The following is a 20,632-nucleotide window of genomic DNA, read 5'->3' as shown; positions in this document are numbered from 1 at the left end:
CTTAAGCTTTATCGGTTGCTCCTACCGTCTTAAGCCAAGCATCTGCAATAAGGGCATGGCCTGCAGGTGATGGATGTACTCCATCCGGAGCCCAATAAGCAGGTTCTGCTTTCACAGATGCCGCAGCAAACAGACCATCCAGTGGAACAAGCAATGCACCATATTCACGCGCCAGTTCCCGTACAATGTGAATTTTCGGGTCCAGATCCTGGCGCCAAGTTTTACGATCTTCAGGAACAGGCAACACGAATGGCTCTATTAAGACTAATTTAGCAGCGAGCGAATGCTGCGTGCGTTCGATCAGGTCACGATACGCAGCTTCAAATTGTTCAGGCGTTGTTTCCTGACCAGAATCAAAGCGGCGCCAAGTGTCGTTAATACCAATATATATGGACACCCAAGTCGGCTTTAGATTCAGGCAATCCTTATCCCAGCGTTCCTGCAAATCCACAGCACGGTTGCCGCTAATTCCGCGATTATAGAATGTAAGGTTCTTCTCAGGATATAAATGCCCCAGACGAGCGGCGATCATCAATGCATAACCTACACCAAGCGATGAAGCATCTTCATAATTACGACCCCAATCCGTTATGCTGTCGCCTTGAAACAGAATGACATCGTTTTGCCGGAATAACATCACGTAATCCTCCTCTATTTCCCTTTGTTAATATTAGCCAATCTATTATAGCAAAAACGAATACTGCGTACTAGGATAACGTTTACAATTCATGGTAGAAACCACTAGAGATCAACAAAAAAACCTGCTCAATTCAGAGCAGGTTTTCCAATCATAAATTAATAAGCTAAGCTAAACAATCCTTTAATGTGGGACAAGTAACGAATATTACTGGCTTCCTTCATCAAGGTTGCTGGTAATCCTTTTAGAGGAGTAGAGCTTGCACCAACGATGGCCACACCGTCTTTACGGCCTAAGCTCGCAAGGGTACCAGAGTTGATCGGACTAAAGGATTCAAAAGATTTGTCCTTCAAGTACGCATAAAGATTGTACCCGATCAATTCACCCATTTGCCAAGCGATTTGTGCAGTAGGTGGATATGGACGACCATCCTCAGCAAAGACAACGGCGCTGTCCCCAGCAACGAATACGTCTTTGTGTGAGGTGGATTGCAGGAATTCATTTACCGTTGCACGACCACGGTTCACTTCAAGACCGGACTCACCAATCAGTGGATTTCCTTGCACGCCGCCCGTCCATACAAATGTGTTAGCAACAATTTTTTGACCGTCTTTCAAGTCAATTACATTATCTGCTACATTCGTAACAGGTAGACCTGTCAAGAATTGTACACCACGTTTTTCTAAGCTTGCCACTGCGCGTTCGATCAGTGCATCTGGCAATACCGGAAGAATCTTAGGACCTGCTTCAACCAGCATCAGTTTAATTTCTTTAGGATCCACACCATATTTCTTAGTGAGTGTTGGCAACACATCAGCAATTTCACCAACCAGTTCAACACCTGTTAAGCCGCCGCCGCCGATTAGAATGCTTGCATCCGCTGGATTTTTAGACTTTGCATATTCACGGATACGTTCATCAATGTGACGATGAATTCTGTTAGCATCCGCTGCAGATTTCAAGACCATGCTGTATTGCTCAAGACCTGGAATGCCAAAATAAGCGGTTGTGCTTCCAAGACCCACAACCAAAGCATCGTAGGATAATGTCACACCATCAGATAGTGTAATTTGTTTGTTTTCAACAGAAAAAGAATTAACCTTTGCAATTTTCAGGTCGATATCTTTACCTGCAAAAAGCTTAGCTAGTGGCATAGCAACAGCACCTTCTGCAACACTACCCGCTGCAAGACGATGCAATTCTGTAATAATTTGATGAGTAGGATATTGATTAACGACTGTAATTTTAGCTTCGTCTTTCTTTAGGTACTTGCGTACAGTTAAGGCGCTTAGTAAACCACCATAACCTGCTCCTAGAATGACAATATGTTTAGACATGATGTTTCCTCCGTCCTTACGAATGAGATATAAAAAATATTATTTCTGCTGACTGCGTTCGCCGGCAACTTGAAGATAAGCATTTACAAAACGGAAAAGCTTCTGTGCTTGTGGATCTTTCATCATCTTCATTAGACCAAATACACCGATCACATCGCTACTTTCATTCGCACGATCTTGCGCTTCGATCACTGTAGCTGCCATATTCTTCGCAGAATGCACCACAGGTTCAGCAAGCTCTTTAATTGCACTTACCGTATCACTTTTCAAGACTTCATCCGCAGCGACAGTTTGAACAAAGTCATATGACTTTGTGAGCACGCCGACAAGCTCTGTTAATTTTGGCAACTGTTCCACTAAGACAGTTAACGATTCCTGAACTTCAGGCTTCAATAGCTGCTCAAGAACATTCATTTGTTCTTGAGTAACAGCTAATTTTGGTGATTCTTGTTCAGGGGTTGTTTGAGTGATTGTTTCTGACATATCCGAATCTCCTCTGCAAATAAGCTTTGCTGCTTAATAGTAATAAAAAATAATAACTTTTAACGCCATATTTCTATTATAGCACTTATCAAGTTATAAATGTCACAAAGTTTTTGAATTTTTCTAAAGTTTTGTGATTTTTATTACATTAAAATCGATTGATTAAAATTTCCAATATTATTTATATACGCTTAGGTGATTAAATACTTATTGTGTAAATTCATTTAATTTCATCTCCGCCTTCAATAAAGCGTTCACCATATCCTGATTTTGCATTGTTGGAAGCAACCTAAAGTAAAGAGAACGAAGGAAATTCTTTGTATTCACACGAGCAACATACTTGTTGCGACTTCTTGGCCACCCTCCACATTGCTCCAAGCTGCTGACCCAGTCGACAATTGACAGCTGTGGAAGTAAATGATGATCTATGATTGTAGCTACAATCGTAGCCATCCGTTCATCTTCTTCATCGTTAAATATGTACTGATGATCGTTGTAAAGCATTCTTTGGATGATTGCCAGAACCTCTTCCCTGATTGCAGCATCACTCTCCGAGCACAGTACCAGTTCATCCAAGGCATCTGCACCATGCGCTGCAGCATGCGCCCAGCCTTCTTCTTGCATAAATCCTCGTAAATCCTGTTCTTCCTCATAATATCTAATCAGAGCTTCCTTCACATTTGTAAACTCAGCGCTATCTAAAAAAGCCTTTTCCCTATGCCGCTGAAGAATAAGTGCAACGACCAGCACAGAAAACGTTCTTGTGAACACAGCCTGATCCTCTTTGCTGCCAATGTGATAGAACAAATGCTGCTCGTCAAGGAGAATCAAGAGAAGTTCACGAAGCTCTACATCACTAAACCATTTTTTCTCGTTCATCCATTTGTAGAAGGTGGAATAGATCAAATCATCTCGCAGCTCTGGCTGTGGATCTCCTATGTACTCAAGCATCAGCTTCACATAATCCCTTAGTTGCTCTCCACTTCTAAGCTTATAATCGTTCTCTTCAATTCTTTGCAGGTCTATGATCAACTGCTCTCTAGTATCGTTCAACATTCCCACCCTTTCATTAATAAAAGCATTTTTCATATCCTAATATCCTAATTTACATCCTAATATTTTACAACATAGTATTTATTCTTCATACACTCCAAGTACTTAGAAGGCTTAAGCTACATGAAGTGAGAATTTAATCATTGACGAAAATATTTAACTGTGATATTTTGAGTTAGTAACAAATAGTTAGTTTATTTATAAATGTCACTTGTTTATAATTAAAAAGCAAATACATACACATATGGAGGAATAACTCATGAGCACTTTTACAGATTTGATTGAATCCCGTAGGTCTGCGATGAATTTTGTTGAAGGGGTGAAGATCCCTCAGAATGAACTAGAGGAAATGTTCTCTTACGCCAGATTGGCACCATCGGCTTATAATCTTCAACATACAAACTATAAAGTCGTTTCTGATGAGAATTTAAAAGAAGAGATTCGTAAGGCGGCTTACGGTCAATATAAAATACACTCTTCCTCAGCGGTAATTGTGGTACTCGGAGATAAGAATGCTTATCTGAAGGCTCCAGAAATTTACGGAGGACTCAAAGCTTTAGGGGCGATGAGCCAAGAGGATTATGATGCAGAGATAGAAACGATTAACAATGCTTATTCAGGAAATGATGCTTTTCAAAGAGATGAAGCTATACGGAATGCTTCTCTGTCTGCCATGCACTTCATGCTGATTGCCAAAGATAAAGGCTGGGATACCTGCCCGATGATCGGCTTTGATCCGGAGGCCATTCAATCCACTTTAAATCTTCCCGATCATATGGTACCTGTTATGCTGATCACTATCGGCAAAGACAAGAAACATAAAATCAGACCACGCGGCTATCGTAAACCGGTCAATGAATTCGTTGAATTTATCTGAGCATTATAGAAGCATAACAATATTATGACAAAAGCGTTCCATCCGAGGTTTGAATAACGGATGGAGCGCTTTTTAATGAGGCTGTGGATCTGAAACCTTTCTTCACTGCTTAGCATACTGAAGAATTGCAATCGCTGCTCGTTCCCGTCGTTCGACATCCTTACTGACTAGAGCTTTCTTCAAAATACCGAGCGCAATAGAGAGTGTCTCTTCATCCACAAGCACTTGATGATTCACCGCTTGCTCTGAAGCATAAGAACCTTTAATCCACAGATCCACACGAGCGCTAGGCATTGGCCCCTTATACTGCTCAGCTAATCCACTATCGCTAAGAAACTCTTTCACTTCTGCGTTTAAGTCGATTATCGGAAGACTATTCAGCCAAGTTACACCTCTTCGATGGCATGTGCCATTGTCTGGCGTATCATATAATTCGTTGTAAAAATAATCGCCAAGATCACCTAGATGTACCCAGTCTCCATCACACACCAGCACATAATCGCCATCCTGCATTGTATTTACGAACAGGTGAATGGCTTGCAAATGTTCTGTAAGCTCCAGCTCACTGTATTGATAAGTACGAAGCAACCGTTCACGCAGCTCCTCTATACTGATGTTCTCCAAATCCCCTATTCCCGGGTAGCCGATACTCACATAATTATCCTCCAAAAATGCAGCCATCAGCTCTATCCCCAGCGGTTTCGATCCTATCTTAAACAGATTCATCATTCAATCCTCCAAGTATTTAATAAAATGCTTGTAATAACCCTTGGACTTTGGAGTTATAAACCGTCCATCATTCTCAGAATCCTTCATTAGATTATGAAGTTTTGAACCTCCAGTATAGGGATCTACAACGCTGGCCTTAAGCCGTGTCGCTTGGATCGCCTTCTGAGGACAAGAATAAACACAACGCATACATAATAAGCAATTTTGACCGAATATAATCCCATCTGCGCTATTGCTAATATTAGAAGTTGGACAGCTTCTAACGCATTTCAAACATCGTGTGCAAGAGTCTGTTGTTCGCAATCCTTTGGCGAAGTATTTCCCCCCTTGATGTTCCTCACAATAATATACTGTTCTCAGAACTCTCTCTAACACAGGATGAATCCGCAGGTTCCGTGGAATCCGATTCATGATTTCCTCTGCAAATAACTTCACCTTACGCTGAGCGACCTGATATAACTGCTTATTCAATCTATCATCATATTTTATATAAAAATTGCATGGCATCGCCAAAATGGAATTGTGGAAAGGTGTAAATCCCTTCTTACGTAAATAACGAAGTACAGTATTCGAAGCACCGTTATTAATATAATGTGGAGAAGAGGCTGTCTTAAATACAAAAGCCGGCGTTCCATTACCATCAGGTAGCTGTTCTACAAAACGTTCAACAAATCCGGATGCGCCAAAACCTAGGACCGGATGACCTATACCAATAAGGTCATAGGTTTTGTATTCGACAGAACGAGTGCCTTTCAGAACTTCCTCCATTCTGAATATATCTACGCTCTGTCCGCTACTTCTTAAGGCTTCAGCAAACTTTTTGGCAATAATTTCTGTATTACCAGTACCTGAGAAATAAAATATAGCCGTCCTCGCAGTATGCATGCCATCCCCTCCCAGAGCAAATATACCTCATCCCCAGCAAAGAAAGCTGTGAAGTTGAAGTGGGTTTAGGCTAATTCGGACTCAGTTGCAGCTATTCACCCAAATCTACTCAATTATTGTGCATAATCATATCCTCAATCGCGCGTCCTCACAGGAGTAATTAAAAAAAGTGTGGACGAAGATGCGTCTACAGGCAGGATCACCAGCGGCCTTTCTTTGCCCGCGAACCTGATTCTAAGCGTCTCACTATCAATCGCCCGAAGGATGTCCCGGAAATACTTTCCGTTAAATGCTGCTCGAAAATGATCACCTTCTAGATACTCTAAAGGAATCTCTTCCTTTACATCCCCAATTTCTGCAGTCTTGGACACTAAACTTAGCATGTGAGAAGGAAGTACGCTCAGCATAACACTCTCACCAGCCAATATAGAAATACGCTCAACCACATGCAACAAACGTTCTGTCTTAACAATCACTTCGGAAAGGTACGCTTTCGGGATTAAATTATTGACAGAGGGATAGGTTCCTTCTAGAAGGGCAGACTGAACCCTCAATCCATTAGAAATAAATCTGATTTGCTTGGACCCTATTTCTAATTCGGTGCTGCTGCCTGCATCATCGTTTAATATTTTTAAAAGATCCTCAAGGGTGCTGCCCGGAATTACAACATCCAAAGGAATTGCACCGTAATCTTCTACGCTTTCAACAACATGCTGGGCGAGACGGATGCCATCAGTGGCAACTACACGAATATTTCGCCTATCAATTTGAAGGGATACTCCTGTGAGCACAGGTCTGGTTTCCGATGAAGAGACCGCAAAAACCACTCTTTTAAATATTTGCTTCAAGAGAGTGTTATTCATACTTATCCTTTGAATGTTTGGATGATCTATGTATTGGATTCTCGGAAACTCTGCCGCATCCATTCCACATAAACGAAATTGAGTGTTCCCAGATTGAATGTTTAGCATCAATGACTCTGCGATTTTCAGCCTAATAAGTCCAGGATCAAGCTTACGAATGATTTCATAAAAATAACGCGCGGGAACTACGATCTCACCTGTGTTGTGTACAACCACCAAATCCCTCTTCACAGGGAGCTTATATTCAATGGTCATTCTTATATTGCTCGCTGTTATTATCAGCCCCTGAGTTTGCGCCTGAATAAGTATTCCAGATAGAACACGTGAGGAGCTATTCGTGGATATGGCTTTTGATACTGCCTGTAATGCGGTACTAAGAGAATCTTTTGATACATGGATTAGCAAAGACTTCACCTAACTCTCCTTAGATTCCTTTACAAAATGCGCCTCAATAATGTTCCGAAATACTTGGGAGCGAGATGCGTTCTGTTCCTCACAAGCCTGCTCTATCTCCTGCCAAACGTCCTCAGATAACGTCAAAGATACCTTTTTAGTTATGCCGGTGCTTTTTCTGCCTGCTCCTTCCCGAAGACCTCCCCTTGTAAAAAGAAACCCTAATTGCCCGTCTTTTGTAGCTATACCTACTTTGACTTTTTCCTCATCTTCGAATTTATGATCACTCATTCCCTCGCACCTTCTTTTTTTGATTTTAGTAACCTAAATCAATATATCTGCTATTTTCATAATATCATAATCGCCATTATTCCACCATCATTCGAAACACAAAAAAACACCCCAAGATCGGAGTGTGTGAATTGCACTTTATACATCTATATTTATACATTGTGCTGCCAGAGCGATGTAAGTGTATTCTCTGCAACTAAAAGCGACTAAGCACTTATTTCCTCTCACTCACCATCTCCCAAAGACTCCCTTCCCTACAGCTCCGATCATCTTTATCCCAGAACTCCCTACTCATGAAAATAATATCTTACCTTGCAACCGCACTATCTTAAGATATTCTGATAATTTGGCGGGAAGTCTGACTTATTGGGGTCTTTTAGATGCCTGAACGATTCAAGCTTTACCTTAGGGCCAGAAGAAATTCTAAAAGTCATGGTATCTTCTCCAACTGAAATATGTGGACCTACTGTAGGATATACGTTAAGTGTAATCAAGAAATCAAACCCACGAAAACCATTGATCCGCTTCACCTCAGTCACATCCACAAAGTAAGGATAAACCATTGGCGATTCTCTCAAAAGTGGCGCATAAATTTCAGCGATTTTTTTGTCAATATAGGGTGATAGGAATGTCATTAACATGTCTTGAAACATGAGTTCGCGCGAATCCTGATCTGGAAGCTTCGGTCCCAAATCAGATCTGGACGGAGCCTCGGCTTGCGATTGAACCAACCCATTAGCGGAGCAAGGTGGTTGCCCCAGCAAGAGCAAAACTGCGATAAGAAGAGGAGCAATCCAGCTTTTTTTCATCAAAACAGCCTCCTTAGGGAACTTTATATAAATTCCCCAAAGAGGCCCTATTTTTATACGTTAAATCTCAATTGTATTAAAAAGAATGGGATCTCCCTTCAGATAATTCCTTAGAATCGCCAGTGCATACGGTTGTTCTTCTTTCAGTCCCTCGGTTTCTCTAGGGTCGGGTGCGTGATGGCAATAATTCTCGATCATGACCATGACCGTAAAATGCTCTAAAGTCTGCAACCACTCCCCATCAAGCTTACCAATGCTCTCGTAGCCCTTAATGACCAGCTCTCTTTGTAAGGGATACAGTCCTAGTATGGTGTGTGCCACGTCATAAAGATAATATCCCCAGCCACATCTTCCAAAATCAATCGGTCGAGGTTCCCCCTCTTTAAAGATGATATTCCCTTGATGTAAATCACCATGGATGACCCCATAAGTCCTTCTGTTCTTATATTTATGCTGCTTGCTTAACCAGACGTATAATTTCTCAGCCGCAGAATGATACAGCACGAACTCATCCTCTGTAAGAAAACTATGGTAGTGCAGTTTTAAACGGAGCATTGCTTTTCTAAAACTATGTTCATCCCAAACAGGACGATTAAAGCCTGGGGGTAACTCAAGCTCTTGCGCCGCTTTATGTAGCTTCGCTAATAATACACCTTCTTTATAAATTTGTTCTTCATTAAGTCCTTCATTCGCATGTTCACCTTCAACCCAGCGCATTAACGATGCATATACGCCATCCCCATTACCTTGCTCCACTTTGAACGTGACAGATCCTGTGCGATCATGAACGCCTTTTGGCAGAGGTACATCCATTTTGCACTTCAAAAGCTCCAGCCATGCGATTTCAGAGTTAATTTCCTCTTTTGACCTCCCCGAGTGAAGACGCAGCAAGAAAGTTCCCTCTTTATTAGTCTCTATTACAAAAGTGCAAGTGTCCGATCGTTGATTGAAACGAATCTGCGTCCAATCGAGATCAAAGTGCTGGAGCGCCATTAAAGCTGCTTGCTTATAATTATTTCTCATCGCAATGGAATGTACACATCAACCTCATCAGGCCACGTAGGATTAGCAAACTGGTAGATTTCTATAGCCAAAGCACGATCATTACTCTGCAAATCATTATTCCTCACATAATTATGAAGAACCTCATAGGGATCACCTTTGGATTTTACATGAGCATACTGATGAGCCGGGATCGCAAAACCAAGCATGCCCTCAGGAACATTTGTGAGCTCCTCCACTTCCATACAGATCATATAAGTAAATAAATTTTCGGTAGAAAAATGTGGGCTAAGATAACGTTCAGCGTGAATGATATGGCTGATTTCATCTTTTCTTCTATTAAATTCTTGCTTCATCGCCTCTACTCTTTCCGGATCGTGTCCTACAAAAGAAGAAGTAATACTTAAACCTACCAGCTTCATTTCCGGTAATTCGAATACTCGGACTTGGCCTTCAACCAGCATGAATAATCCATCCCTTCAATGATGATTTAAAATGAAAAATATTTGAAATAAATATTTCTCTTGAAAATATTTTCAGAAAACTAAATAATATAAAGCAGTACTACATGTCGGATCTATCATCTTAATAAGGGTGGAGCTTCATTACAGACAGAAGAAAGGTTGAACATCGGCACCATGAACGCAATTCCAAACCTCAACAAGGAACCAGCCCGTGTGGAAAAAACACGCAAAGAACCTTTCCCCATCTCTATTCTTTCGCTTACGGTAGGCGCTTTTGCGATTGGAATGACTGAATTTGTCATCATGGGTATTTTACCAAATGTAGCCAAGGATTTACAGGTTAGTATTTCAACTGCAGGCCAGCTTATCACGATGTATGCCCTTGGGGTAGCCGTCGGTGCGCCTATCCTAACCATCCTTACACAACGAATCCCGCAAAAGAAACTGTTATGCCTGCTCATGGTATTATTTATTCTAGGCAACGGAATCTCTGTATTTGCTCCAAACTATGCTGTTCTTATGGTAGCTCGTATCATTACAGCTTTAACACATGGGACTTTCTTTGGCGTTGGGGCAGTGATCGCTTCTAATCTGGTCAAGCCCAATAGGCGGGCCGGAGCCGTATCCATTATGATGGCTGGTCTAACGATTGCTAATATCGTCGGTGTTCCTCTAGGAACATTTATTGGGCAAAGTATGGGCTGGCGCGCCTCATTTGCTGCGATTGCAGTCATGGGAGTCGCTGCGCTAATCGGCATTCTTATTTTCATTCCAAAGATTAAACAAGACAAACCTGCTAGTGTAATCCAACAAATTTCTGCGCTAGCTAATCCTAAATTGCTTCTATTCTTACTGATCGGTGCACTTGGTAACGCCAGTTTGTTCACGGTATTCACTTATATAGCTCCACTGCTTATGGAGGTTACCGGCTTTGCCGAGCATAGTGTGACATGGATTCTAGTTCTCTTCGGCTGTGGTGTAACCATCGGGAATATCGTTGGCGGAAAGCTTGCAGATTGGAAGCTGATGCCTTCTATCGTGGGTCTTTATTTCGCGGTTAGTGTCATTCTTACGATCTTTTCCTTCACAATGCATAGTCCAGTAGCTGCGGTAATCACAATATTCTTCTGGGGTATGGTGTCCTTCGCGGTCATGCCAGGATTACAAATACGAATCATGAGTCTGGCCCAAGCCGCTCCTGCACTTGCTTCTACAACCAGCCACTCCGCAGGGAATCTCGGAAACGCAACAGGTGCCTTCATTGGTGGATGGGTCATTTCTCATCTGGCGATTACTTCGCTGCCATGGGTCGGTGCGGTTCTGGTAGGACTCGGTCTGGTACTTGGTATTGCTTGTTTTGTAGCAGAACGTAAAGAGAAAATGGCGTAATTTTTTTATAGGGCATATTTAAAAACGAGGGTGTCTCCCAAGCGATGAAAACGGCTTAGGGATGCCCTCGTTTTTATTTTAACAAACTATAGCTATCTATTATCTTATGGCATCATTCTTCTAATGCTTAGCATCTGATTTGCCCCTTTTTGAAATTCATAAGGAACCTCCATCTCCTCCACAGCGAAACCTTGGTGAACCATCTCAACGATAAGGCGATCTAAATGCTCATATCTTTTGCAAGACAGATCAACTAGAGGGAAAATACGAAGCTCTCCCCTCGTCACCCGCATAAGTTCATTAACGGTCCTTAGATGAAAATCATAGTCCAGCCGATCACTATACATAAACAGGAAGTGTGCAGACAACGTCAGATCAAAAGCCTCATCATTAAACGGCAGATCAGGTAAAACCACAGGAACATATCGCTCCGGTGTTTGTCTCCGATCATTGATGTTATCGTTCAAAGCCCTATTCCTCGCTTGTGTAAGATCCGCTATAGACTCGAAGTAGTCCCACACAAAGTTACCTTGTACCTTTTCCAGTTCAGACATAGCATGCTCGATATCTTGAATACCTTTGTTTGCAAGCTCATCCGTAGAGTAATAATAAGCAATATCAGCAGCCGTTACCTCACTCCCGAGCTGATTCGATATCGCTGTAAAAGAGCAGGCACCCGCAGGACAGTCCAAAATCCGCCCGCCCACAAGATCCGCCTCTTTCAAATTGAACATCTGCAAATATTCCTCAAAGGTCCTTCCTATAAAAACAATCCTCTCCAACTCAAGCTTTCCCTCTGCTCCGCTCATCTCATCTCACCTTTCCTCATCTCGGCTAATAGGCTCACTTTTTACTTCTGTTTAAATATATGAATAAGATAATCTATAAGAAGTCCTAAAATTAGGAACGTTCCAAAATGAATGAGATACGTGGGAAATCTGACGCTAATTAATATACTGCTGGCAGCCCATTCTGTATTATTAACATCAACCATCCAGTTTGCAAAGGGCTTCGTAAAAATCAGCGTATCTACAATGGGATTAAGTCGTACAAGAATGATGTTTGCGATCTCGATCCCCAAATAATCGCACAGACAGATGATGATACTAATAATCGAAAACCAGAAACTGAATTTTCTCCTTAAAAACATCAAGCACCGCCCTTTCTATTTTTTCCTAATACATACAATTCGTTTAAAATTCAAAATATCCTTGTCGAGGTTAATTCCTGCTTTAAAAAATGATACAATCTGGAGCTCGCAAGCTTGTGCGGATAATCCGAAAGTTTACACAGGATACCGCAGGTCATATCAATCACCCTTCCCTCCAGCTTCCGCACCACCGTTCCTGCAGGTGCCGGTTTCAGCACAATTTCAGGGACAAGAGCGACACCTAAACCACTTTCCACAAAATATTTCAGAGCCGTCATGCTACCAATCTCCATAGTATCTAATGGTGCTCCACCTGATTCCTGCAGCACACTTTCTAATTTTTTGCGATAAGGACAGTTCACTGCCGTTATAAGTAATCGATGATCCCGTAAATCCTCTGGCGTGATAATCTCCTTGGAAGCAAGGGGATGCGCTTCTGGCATAAGTAACACAAATTCCTCTGCAAATAAGGGTTCAAAATAAAGTTCCTTACCCAGCTCTGGTCCGGAACAAACTGCCATATCAATTTCGCCTCGCAAAAGTAGTTCACTGAGCGCTCCGGTTCCCGCAATCTCCACGGAAACTTTTATTTTCGGAAACCGCGTCATAAAACTACTTAACAGCTGCGGCAACCGATAGCTCGCCGTAGGATCCGTTACCCCTATGCGGACGTTGCCAGCCTCGCCTATTTTTAAATCAGCCAACTGACTCTGTAGCCGCTCCATATCCTTAACAATATGTAAGCTCTGTTCATAAAACAATCTACCCGCATCGGTTAAGCTAATTTGTTTTCCACGCTCAAGCAGTTGACAGCCTAAATCGGATTCAAGCCTCTGCATTTGCATCGTAACAGTCGATTGGGCATATTTCAATTCTTCTGCTGCACGGTTAAAGCTTCCTGAAATCACGATGGTTTGAAAGGTTTTTATTGTTTTTAGATCCATTCTAGTACCCCCGCCATTCAGTTCAAATAAATTGAACCAAACCTTCATTTAATTCAATTATACGGAATCCAATAATCACTATAGAATACTCTATATCAAACACATATGCCAACCTAAGGAGTGAATGAGATGGATCTTAACAATAAAGTAGCATTAGTAACTGGTGGAGGTACTGGAATTGGCAAGGCTGTAGGCTTGGAATTAGCCCGACGCGGAGCCCGTGTGGCAGTGAACTATTCTAAATCCGAGGTAGAGGCCAAAGAAACGGTGAATATGATTGTTAATCAAGGGGGGCAAGCCATAGCAGTACAAGCTGATATTTCTAAGGATCAGGAAGTACGGAGTATGGTCGATTTGATCATTCAGCATTTTGGTACGGTAGATCTGCTGGTGAATAACGCCAGTATTACTAAACATATTGCGCTAGGTGATCTGGAAAAAGCTACGGAAGAGGTATGGGATGAACTCTATGATGTAAATGTGAAAGGCATGTTCTTCTGCGCCAGAGCAGTGGCGCCGTATATGAACAAAAGTACGTCAGGCGCCATCGTCAATCTCGGCAGTATCGCCGGACAAACCGGCTTAGGCTCTTCCCTTCCTTATGCGGTCTCCAAAGCTGCTGTTCATGGTCTTACGAAATCTTTAGCCCACGCCCTGGCTCCTAATATTAGAGTTAACTGTGTCGCTCCGGGAGCTGTTGCTACCAGATGGTGGTCTGGTCGAGAAGAACAAATGCATAAATTAGCGCCTAATTTACTGCTCCGGCGTATTTCATCCACTGAGGATATCGCTCAATTCGTCTGCGCAACACTGGAACAGGAAGCAATGACCGGACAGATCATCACGGTAGATAGTGGTCAAACGTTATAACTATAAGAAAAGAAATTCCTGAAATTTTAAAAGACACAGCCGTTCAAATCTTCCGTTTGTTAGAAAATGGACAGCTAGACATTAAAATTAGTGCAAGATTCCCTTTAAGCGAAGCATCCTTAGTACATCAATTCGTTGAAAATAGAAACAGCACTGGCAAGGTGTTACTTTATTTGGAGAACTAATTAATGCATGTTCAAGGTTCAATGAAACGCAAAGACCGAACAAGGAATAACTTGTTCGGTCTTTGCTCAAATGATTTAAAAGATAGATTAGTTAGGTTCACTACCCCAAATCAGATTTCCTGAGACGTAAGCTGGCGCTTTGGTCCACTCCACATAATTGGTATCCACCGCATTAAAGGAGTAATCACCGGTTTGAGTGTAATTCGTCCAGTCATTTTTAGACACACGCACCTGAATATCGATACTTGCACCAGCAGCAAGTGTATCCGCTGCACTTGTGAATCCGACCTCCAAATAATAATCCGCATCCGACTTAGCGGTTGGCAGCTTCATAAACGTTCCGGTTACATTCTCGCTTCCGACCTGCGACCAATCACAGAAGAAGCTTTGCGGCTTTTCTTCATCAATTGTGTAATAGTATCTTAATTTCACATCAGAGAGCGTAACTGCGCTTGTGCTCGTGTTCACCAGCTTGAACTTTGGATTCAACGTATTTCCGGAAGCAGACAATGATCCGTTATACATCTGTACCTTTAGTGCTGCTGACGGAGCTACAGTCGTATCTGAAATGGTGACAACCATGGATTGTGTGGCCCCTGCACTAAACTCAAAAGTCAATGTGGTCGTCCCTACTGCTTGCGTTGCCAGATACGACTTTTTAATCGTTACAGTCGATCCGCTGATCACATAATCTGTTCCCGCTACGAGATTGGCTGTTCCATTTTTGATCGTGCTCAGCGTATTTCCGTTCAACGTCAGCGTTACTGCAACGTCTGCTTGATTCGCTGTTTTCTTATCGAAGCTTGCTGTTGTCGGCGTTATTGTGGAGTTGGATACGGGTGTTGTTGTATCCGATACCGCAATCGTTAAGGATTGCGTATCTCCCGCGCTAAAGCTGAACGTCAGCGTGGTTGTTCCAACCGCTTGTGTAGCTAGATAAGACTTCTTAATCGTCACAGTCGATCCGCTGACCGTGTAATCTGTCCCAGCAACCAATGTTGCTGTTCCGTTCTTGATCGCGCTCAGTGTATTTCCATTAAGCGTGAGGGTTACTGCAACGTCTGCTTGATTTGCTGTTTTCTTATCAAAGCTTGCTGCTGTCGGCGTTATTGTGGAGTTGGATACGGGTGTTGTTGTATCCGATACCGTAATCGTTAAGGATTGCGTAGCTCCCGCGCTAAAGCTGAACGTCAGCGTGGTTGTTCCAACCGCTTGTGTAGCTAGATAAGACTTCTTAATCGTCACAGTCGATCCGCTGACCGTGTAATCTGTCCCAGCAACCAATGTTGCTGTTCCGTTCTTGATCACGCTCAGTGTATTTCCATTAAGCGTGAGGGTTACTGCAACGTCTGCTTGATTTGCTGTTTTCTTATCAAAGCTTGCTGTTGTCGGCGTAATGGTTGATCCTGTAACGGGTGCATTCACAGGATCTGCATACAAGGTACCTCGGCCATTCGTTCCTAGATACACACGTCCATAAATTCTTGGGTCACCAGTAATCGCCATATTGATTTTGGCATATTGGTGGGCATCGTCATTAATACGAACCCATGTTGTGCCAACATCATCAGAACGGAAGACACCCCGCACGCCATCAATCTTCGCTACCGTGTACAGCGCCATGTAAGTTTGACCCGGCGCAGCCTTTCCATAACCGATCAGATCAGCTTCTTGTACATTTGTTAATTTCGTAAAGCTTGCACCAGAGTTCGTGGAGTGCCACAGACCATATTTATTCTCTGTCGTGTTTCCTCCAGCAAACCAGATGTCGCCTTCAATGCCTGGTACTGCCTTCATGCTGATCTGAGCTTCATTCGGCTGTAATCCAGCCACATCATTGGTTGGGAACCCTGAAGCTGAAGTGGCCGTAAATGTAGCTCCGCCATCCACACTAACATAGAAGACTCCAGCAAAGAATCCGTAGAATTTGTTTGCATTCACTCGATCAGATGCTACTTTTGCTCCAGCAGGTAAACCGGCGCTTGCTGTCCAAGAATTACCTGAAGTTTTGGAGTAGTACACACCAATATCCGAGGTGCTCCACAGAATGGAGTTACCACTCGCAGATACAGCTACTTGTCCATGCCCCACCGTTGTTTTGGTTCCATTGGAAGGTTCGGAATTTGGCATGTACCAGTTCACTCCACCATCATTAGAGATACCGATAGACTTCATGCTTGGGGATTTTTCTTTATCCGCACTGCCTACCCGAACCATGTAGGAGGGACTCAGCTCAGCATAATCAATACTCATCGTTGTTGCCCATGAAGGACTGGTCTGGAATTTAGTTGGAGCAACCGACAAATCCTCATGCCGGAAACCGGATACGTCACCAAGCGCAGTGATCAAATGGGACGTTCCAGTTGGCGGGCTTATCAGGCCTAATACTGCAGTTTCCTCCACACCTTTTGCCATAACAGAGATATTTACCTTACCTCCGGTATCCCATGAGGTCAAATTGTTTGAGCCATAAATGGTGGCACCCGTACCATACATCATCCGGTTAGAGTCGAAAGGATCAATTTCCAGGTCGCCCATCATCCAGCCCAGTTTTGGTGATGGATCAAGAGAGGTCGAAGTCGTTCCATGATCGAGCCAAGGTGCTGCTGTGATATCCATACTGAACTTATAAGTTCGTTCTGGATAATTACCCCAATCCCAAATTCGGCTCCATGTTGCACCACCGTTCGTACTGCGGAAAATTACTTCATCAGGCCACCAAGCGTTTAAACTGGATACCATCACTGTGTTAGGATTCTGAGCATCCACCGCCAAACCACCGAAGCCAAACCAATTATCCGTTCCGGTTGAAGGGCTGATGTTCGTCCATGCACCGCTTGTTTTATTGAATTTCCAAACTTCACCTTTACTTCCGTCATAAGGACCTACACCATTGCTATAAGTTATATACAGATCACCTGTAGAGGAAAGCACGCCATGATGTGGCAAGTATCCTGTAGGTTGTCCAGCCAGAGCTGTCCAAGTCGCGCCTCCGTCAGTGCTCCTATATACGCTGCTTGCTGTATCGGCAACCCCTACATATATCGTTTGAGTCGCATTGCCAAGCGTTCCTGTACTTTTATCGAATGTAATCCAGGATAAGCCGACGAGATCATTTCCATAATCCAATGTCGGATTCTGAATATATGTTCCTACATTCGTAAAGGAGGTTACCTTCGTCCAAGTAACACCGGAGTCGGTACTTTTCCAGAGCCCATTACCACTTCTTGCTCCGAAGAATAAAATATTATTCTTATTCGGGTCGATCACAAGGCGTTCACCCGCAGATCGGCCCGGCATATTCCCACCTACTTTAAAAGGCAGTGGAGTGGTTTGCCAAGTGTTACCCCGGTCATTAGAGCGCATAATCTGACCGTTATTATCCCAGGAGTTAGTATAAGTACCTGTTGCCATATACACTTTGTTCGGATCAATAGGATCTGTAGCAAGGGCATCTACACCATTTTTATTCCAATCGACCCAGCCCACGGAGTCACTAATTGAAGTCCAGCTAGATGTAGCCTGATTCCAGCGATAGGCACCCCCGATATCTGTTCTGGCATAGATTAAATTGGGTTCGGACTGATTAAAAATAATACCGGGTACAAAGCCACCGCCTGCTCCCGTTACAACGCTCTTCCAATTGTAAGGTTCACTTGCGGCCGCATGAGTAGTAGCTGGGAATGCAGAGAATAAAGAGCCTACCATCGCGCCAAGCAGGATTAACAATCCAGTTTTTCGGATACGATTACGAATCACGTTTTACGCCTCCTACAATTTTATTGGTTTGCTTTTGCTTTCCTCCTACTCTGTATCCCTGCTTCTTCCCTCCCCCCTAAACATGACTAATTAAAATTTACTGATAACGCTTTCATTATAATGGTAATGTTTTTCATTATCGAGAGAAAATGGTTGTATTTTTATGAAGTTTGTCTTTAAAAATCGTACCATTTTCACACTACAGATTACATTTCACAAACACAGCCATCTTCCCACTCACGTTTGCTCTCAAAACCAACTTAGGAATAGCTCCTCAAATCAAAAGAATCTCAAAAAAGCCTTCTCCACCCTAAGGGCGAAGAAAGCTGCTATTGCTTAATGCGTGAGCACAAATTCATCCAACATCTTCCCATCCACATCATAAGCCTGATAGGTCAAAGTATTACCGGCAACACTAATCCCCGCGAACATTTGCTTGTAGTTTTGAAAATGTACTGCATGATAGAACTGATCTTCTTTTTTCTCATTAAACTTTCCACCAGAAGCATTGGTTACAACATATACCGTACCTTTTTTAGCACCTACCGGATTCTCACCTTCAGGAATGATTTTTCCAGCCCGTAACGGGTAGGATCTGGAGTACTCATGATTATGACCCTGCAGTACCAAATCAACCTCATACACGTCAAAAATATCCGTCCAATCTTCAACCTTCTTATATGAATTCCCCCCGTATGCCGGACGGTGCATCGCAACGATCTTCCATTCCTTATCCGTGCCCTTTAAATCTTGCTTCAGCCACTCGGCTTGCTTTTTTAAATTACTCTCCGTATTCAATACAGATACATGCACAGGACCATAATCGAAAGAATAAGAAGTGCCTGCAATAGAACCCTTTGCCCCGTTATCAGGCAGGTTGAAATGGGAAGTAAAGTCTGTCGCATCTCCATCCACCTCATCATGATTTCCTGTAACAGGCATTAAGGGTATCCCAGAAATCAAGCTTTGCACGTCCCCAAAAAATTGATCCCAGCCCGCCGAATCCTCCGGGTTCTCCGTCAAGTCACCATTATGAACAATAAACTTGGCCTCTGGAAAGGTCTGAAAAGCTTTGCTCAATGTCTTCCCCCACAGTTTAAAATCATTCGCACTTTCCCCTTGGGAATCCGTAACGTTGATAAATGTAGCACTGTCTAGTCCTCTCTCTTCCGTGGTGAATTCGGAAACTGTACTCCATTCCCCCTCAACACCGCTACCCACTCTGTAAGAATACATCGTCCCAGGCTCAAGTCCCGTAACCTCCGCTTTATGAACACCTCTTGTACCATTGTCTGTTTTTATTGAGCTACTATCTGCTTCTACCCTTAATACATCCGAATTTGCAAAAGAAGAACTCCGTCCCTTGACCAACTCCAGAACTCCTGAAGTATTGGAATCGTTAGTATACCAAGTGAAAGCACGTCTCGTTCCAGCATCTCCTTTAAAGGTGGTAACAAGATCATACGGGGTTGATGATTTTGCGGAGCTCCCGGATTTGGACCACTCCATCCCAACAGCCACCAAGATCAATACAATCACTACTAGCCCTAGGATAATGGCGAATTTATAGTCTTTCATCACGGCTCCTCCTTCATTTCTCTCTCTAGTCTTCTAACTAAGATAGCCTTCCAGAAAGTCAGAAGTCAAATCTATACCTCCATACTTTTGTTAACGCAGTGTAAAACATTCAGCTAACATTCAGTCTATTTTAAGTTAAGCATAAGGTCTGTCTCCTAGAATTAGTTGTGCAAGAAGGTCAACCAACGTCAGAGAAAGAGATAGAAACGAGGTGGGAAAATGAGTAACAAACTTCAATTCCGGCATGAGCTGAAATTCTTCATTAACTATCATCAATATCTTATATTGCGCCAGCGATTGCAGAGCTTGATTGATACAGACGAGCACGCCAATGAGAGTGGGGAATATCATATTCGCAGTTTATATTTTGACGACATCAACAACTCGGCGCTTGCCGACAAACTCGGTGGTCTCAGAGAACGCGCCAAATATCGTATTCGCATCTACAACATTCAAGACAACATTATTCACTTTGAGAAAAAAATCAAAATGGATGATTATATCGCCAAAACCAAAGAGCTGCTGACCCGTCAAATGTACGACGAGATCATGGCAGGCAACTATGAGGTCCTGAATGTCCCGGACAGTCCGCTGTTCATGGAACTATACAATCAGATGCGTCACAACCTACTGCGGCCAAAGGTCATCGTGGATTACGTTCGCGAGCCTTATGTTTGTCACAACGGTAACGTGCGGATTACGTTCGATAAGGAATTACGTACCGGTCTGCATTCAACGGATATTTTTGATAAGGATTTACATCCGATTCGAGCGATTGATGAGAACTTCATTATTTTTGAAGTGAAATTCGATGAGTACATTCCGGAGTACATTAAAATTGCGCTGCAGTTAGAAGGGCTGAACAGACAGTCCGCTTCAAAATATGTAATCTGCCGCAAATTCTTAAAAACCAACACTTGGGAGGATTATTGAT

Annotated in this window: 21 protein-coding genes and 1 pseudogene; 6 read left to right on the top strand and 16 right to left on the bottom strand. The window is 42.8% G+C overall.

The window, feature by feature from the left end:
- Position 1: 1 nt before the first annotated feature.
- The 4 genes from NST74_RS11610 to NST74_RS11595 form a co-directional block, all read right to left on the bottom strand.
- Positions 2-637 (bottom strand): SGNH/GDSL hydrolase family protein, encoded by a 636-nt coding sequence (locus NST74_RS11610; RefSeq protein ID WP_341112164.1) that lies wholly within the window; start codon positions 635-637, stop codon positions 2-4.
- Positions 638-795: 158 nt separating this feature from the next.
- Positions 796-1,974, bottom strand: a complete 1,179-nt coding sequence (locus NST74_RS11605; RefSeq protein ID WP_042126690.1) for an NAD(P)/FAD-dependent oxidoreductase — start codon at positions 1,972-1,974, stop codon at positions 796-798.
- Positions 1,975-2,013: 39 nt separating this feature from the next.
- Positions 2,014-2,457, bottom strand: a complete 444-nt coding sequence (locus NST74_RS11600; RefSeq protein WP_076117762.1) for a DUF1641 domain-containing protein — start codon at positions 2,455-2,457, stop codon at positions 2,014-2,016.
- Positions 2,458-2,664: 207 nt separating this feature from the next.
- Positions 2,665-3,510, bottom strand: coding sequence for a DUF2785 domain-containing protein (locus tag NST74_RS11595; RefSeq protein ID WP_445668188.1), 846 nt, complete (start codon positions 3,508-3,510; stop codon positions 2,665-2,667).
- Positions 3,511-3,769: 259 nt separating this feature from the next.
- Between NST74_RS11595 and NST74_RS11590 the strand changes: the two genes are divergently transcribed.
- Positions 3,770-4,387: a nitroreductase family protein gene (locus tag NST74_RS11590; RefSeq protein ID WP_042126687.1), complete on the top strand. Its 618-nt coding sequence runs from the start codon at positions 3,770-3,772 to the stop codon at positions 4,385-4,387.
- 102 nt (positions 4,388-4,489) lie between these two features.
- Here the strand turns inward: NST74_RS11590 and NST74_RS11585 are convergent, their stop codons facing one another.
- From NST74_RS11585 to NST74_RS11555, 7 genes are all read right to left on the bottom strand, one after another.
- Positions 4,490-5,116: a hypothetical protein gene (locus NST74_RS11585; protein WP_341112159.1), complete on the bottom strand. Its 627-nt coding sequence runs from the start codon at positions 5,114-5,116 to the stop codon at positions 4,490-4,492.
- Complete coding sequence (locus tag NST74_RS11580; RefSeq protein ID WP_341112157.1) at positions 5,117-6,001, bottom strand: EFR1 family ferrodoxin; 885 nt, start codon at positions 5,999-6,001, stop codon at positions 5,117-5,119. It abuts the gene before it with no gap.
- 134 nt (positions 6,002-6,135) lie between these two features.
- Positions 6,136-7,278 (bottom strand): DNA polymerase III subunit beta, encoded by a 1,143-nt coding sequence (gene dnaN, locus NST74_RS11575; protein WP_341112155.1) that lies wholly within the window; start codon positions 7,276-7,278, stop codon positions 6,136-6,138.
- Complete coding sequence (locus NST74_RS11570) at positions 7,279-7,548, bottom strand: hypothetical protein (RefSeq protein WP_341112154.1); 270 nt, start codon at positions 7,546-7,548, stop codon at positions 7,279-7,281.
- Between the two features lie 323 nt (positions 7,549-7,871).
- Positions 7,872-8,357, bottom strand: a complete 486-nt coding sequence (locus tag NST74_RS11565) for a DUF3888 domain-containing protein (RefSeq protein ID WP_341112152.1) — start codon at positions 8,355-8,357, stop codon at positions 7,872-7,874.
- A 60-nt stretch (positions 8,358-8,417) separates the two neighbouring features.
- Positions 8,418-9,380, bottom strand: coding sequence for a phosphotransferase enzyme family protein (locus tag NST74_RS11560; RefSeq protein ID WP_341112150.1), 963 nt, complete (start codon positions 9,378-9,380; stop codon positions 8,418-8,420).
- Positions 9,377-9,823: a GyrI-like domain-containing protein gene (locus NST74_RS11555; protein ID WP_341112149.1), complete on the bottom strand. Its 447-nt coding sequence runs from the start codon at positions 9,821-9,823 to the stop codon at positions 9,377-9,379. The genes NST74_RS11560 and NST74_RS11555 overlap by 4 nt, the downstream gene beginning before the upstream one ends.
- A 174-nt stretch (positions 9,824-9,997) precedes the next feature.
- Here NST74_RS11555 and NST74_RS11550 point away from each other — a divergent pair, with 174 nt between their 5' ends.
- On the top strand, positions 9,998-11,212 hold the full coding sequence (locus NST74_RS11550) for an MFS transporter (RefSeq protein WP_341112148.1): 1,215 nt from the start codon (positions 9,998-10,000) through the stop codon (positions 11,210-11,212).
- A gap of 104 nt (positions 11,213-11,316) precedes the next feature.
- Here NST74_RS11550 and NST74_RS11545 read toward each other — a convergent pair whose 3' ends face one another.
- Complete coding sequence (locus NST74_RS11545; RefSeq protein ID WP_341112147.1) at positions 11,317-12,021, bottom strand: SAM-dependent methyltransferase; 705 nt, start codon at positions 12,019-12,021, stop codon at positions 11,317-11,319.
- 111 nt (positions 12,022-12,132) lie between these two features.
- Between NST74_RS11545 and NST74_RS11540 the strand changes: the two genes are divergently transcribed.
- Positions 12,133-12,297 (top strand): hypothetical protein, encoded by a 165-nt coding sequence (locus NST74_RS11540; RefSeq protein ID WP_341112146.1) that lies wholly within the window; start codon positions 12,133-12,135, stop codon positions 12,295-12,297.
- A gap of 115 nt (positions 12,298-12,412) precedes the next feature.
- Here NST74_RS11540 and NST74_RS11535 read toward each other — a convergent pair whose 3' ends face one another.
- Positions 12,413-13,306, bottom strand: a complete 894-nt coding sequence (locus tag NST74_RS11535; protein ID WP_341112145.1) for a LysR family transcriptional regulator — start codon at positions 13,304-13,306, stop codon at positions 12,413-12,415.
- 129 nt (positions 13,307-13,435) lie between these two features.
- Between NST74_RS11535 and NST74_RS11530 the strand changes: the two genes are divergently transcribed.
- The gene (locus tag NST74_RS11530; protein WP_341112144.1) at positions 13,436-14,176 is read left to right on the top strand and encodes an SDR family NAD(P)-dependent oxidoreductase; all 741 of its coding nucleotides are present in this window, start codon (positions 13,436-13,438) and stop codon (positions 14,174-14,176) included.
- Positions 14,173-14,361 carry a zinc-binding dehydrogenase gene (locus NST74_RS29975; RefSeq protein WP_445668187.1) on the top strand — a complete coding sequence of 63 codons (189 nt, stop codon included), beginning with the start codon at positions 14,173-14,175 and terminating at the stop codon, positions 14,359-14,361. The genes NST74_RS11530 and NST74_RS29975 overlap by 4 nt, the downstream gene beginning before the upstream one ends.
- Before the next feature lie 87 nt (positions 14,362-14,448).
- On the opposite strand, the gene NST74_RS29970 is transcribed toward NST74_RS29975, so the two are convergent.
- From NST74_RS29970 to NST74_RS11520, 3 genes and pseudogenes are all read right to left on the bottom strand, one after another.
- Positions 14,449-15,183, bottom strand: coding sequence for a X2-like carbohydrate binding domain-containing protein (locus tag NST74_RS29970; RefSeq protein ID WP_445668186.1), 735 nt, complete (start codon positions 15,181-15,183; stop codon positions 14,449-14,451).
- 51 nt (positions 15,184-15,234) lie between these two features.
- Positions 15,235-18,069, bottom strand: a pseudogene (locus tag NST74_RS11525) (X2-like carbohydrate binding domain-containing protein); the annotation flags it as partial.
- Between the two features lie 387 nt (positions 18,070-18,456).
- Entirely contained in the window at positions 18,457-19,698 is a 1,242-nt protein-coding gene (locus NST74_RS11520) for a purple acid phosphatase family protein (protein ID WP_341112143.1), read from the bottom strand.
- Positions 19,699-19,917: 219 nt separating this feature from the next.
- Here NST74_RS11520 and NST74_RS11515 point away from each other — a divergent pair, with 219 nt between their 5' ends.
- Positions 19,918-20,631 carry a polyphosphate polymerase domain-containing protein gene (locus NST74_RS11515; RefSeq protein ID WP_341112142.1) on the top strand — a complete coding sequence of 238 codons (714 nt, stop codon included), beginning with the start codon at positions 19,918-19,920 and terminating at the stop codon, positions 20,629-20,631.
- The last annotated feature ends 1 nt before the right edge of the window (position 20,632 follow it).

Source organism: Paenibacillus sp. FSL F4-0125 (assembly GCF_038008565.1).
GTDB lineage: Bacteria > Bacillota > Bacilli > Paenibacillales > Paenibacillaceae > Paenibacillus_AQ.
The sequence above is the reverse complement of the archived record's forward strand: the minus strand, read 5'-3'. Positions and strand labels throughout refer to the sequence as shown.

Coding starts and splice junctions, on each gene's coding strand:
- NST74_RS11565 (WP_341112152.1), bottom strand. CDS start 8,357: ATGAAAAAAAGCTGGATTGCTCCTCTTCTTATCGCAGTTTTGCTCTTG.
- NST74_RS11590 (WP_042126687.1), top strand. CDS start 3,770: ATGAGCACTTTTACAGATTTGATTGAATCCCGTAGGTCTGCGATGAAT.
- NST74_RS11605 (WP_042126690.1), bottom strand. CDS start 1,974: ATGTCTAAACATATTGTCATTCTAGGAGCAGGTTATGGTGGTTTACTA.
- NST74_RS11560 (WP_341112150.1), bottom strand. CDS start 9,380: ATGAGAAATAATTATAAGCAAGCAGCTTTAATGGCGCTCCAGCACTTT.
- NST74_RS11600 (WP_076117762.1), bottom strand. CDS start 2,457: ATGTCAGAAACAATCACTCAAACAACCCCTGAACAAGAATCACCAAAA.
- NST74_RS11515 (WP_341112142.1), top strand. CDS start 19,918: ATGAGTAACAAACTTCAATTCCGGCATGAGCTGAAATTCTTCATTAAC.
- NST74_RS11540 (WP_341112146.1), top strand. CDS start 12,133: ATGAGATACGTGGGAAATCTGACGCTAATTAATATACTGCTGGCAGCC.
- NST74_RS11530 (WP_341112144.1), top strand. CDS start 13,436: ATGGATCTTAACAATAAAGTAGCATTAGTAACTGGTGGAGGTACTGGA.
- NST74_RS11610 (WP_341112164.1), bottom strand. CDS start 637: ATGTTATTCCGGCAAAACGATGTCATTCTGTTTCAAGGCGACAGCATA.
- NST74_RS11580 (WP_341112157.1), bottom strand. CDS start 6,001: ATGCATACTGCGAGGACGGCTATATTTTATTTCTCAGGTACTGGTAAT.
- NST74_RS11585 (WP_341112159.1), bottom strand. CDS start 5,116: ATGATGAATCTGTTTAAGATAGGATCGAAACCGCTGGGGATAGAGCTG.
- NST74_RS11555 (WP_341112149.1), bottom strand. CDS start 9,823: ATGCTGGTTGAAGGCCAAGTCCGAGTATTCGAATTACCGGAAATGAAG.
- NST74_RS11535 (WP_341112145.1), bottom strand. CDS start 13,306: ATGGATCTAAAAACAATAAAAACCTTTCAAACCATCGTGATTTCAGGA.
- NST74_RS11520 (WP_341112143.1), bottom strand. CDS start 19,698: ATGAAAGACTATAAATTCGCCATTATCCTAGGGCTAGTAGTGATTGTA.
- NST74_RS11570 (WP_341112154.1), bottom strand. CDS start 7,548: ATGAGTGATCATAAATTCGAAGATGAGGAAAAAGTCAAAGTAGGTATA.
- NST74_RS11545 (WP_341112147.1), bottom strand. CDS start 12,021: ATGAGCGGAGCAGAGGGAAAGCTTGAGTTGGAGAGGATTGTTTTTATA.
- NST74_RS11550 (WP_341112148.1), top strand. CDS start 9,998: ATGAACGCAATTCCAAACCTCAACAAGGAACCAGCCCGTGTGGAAAAA.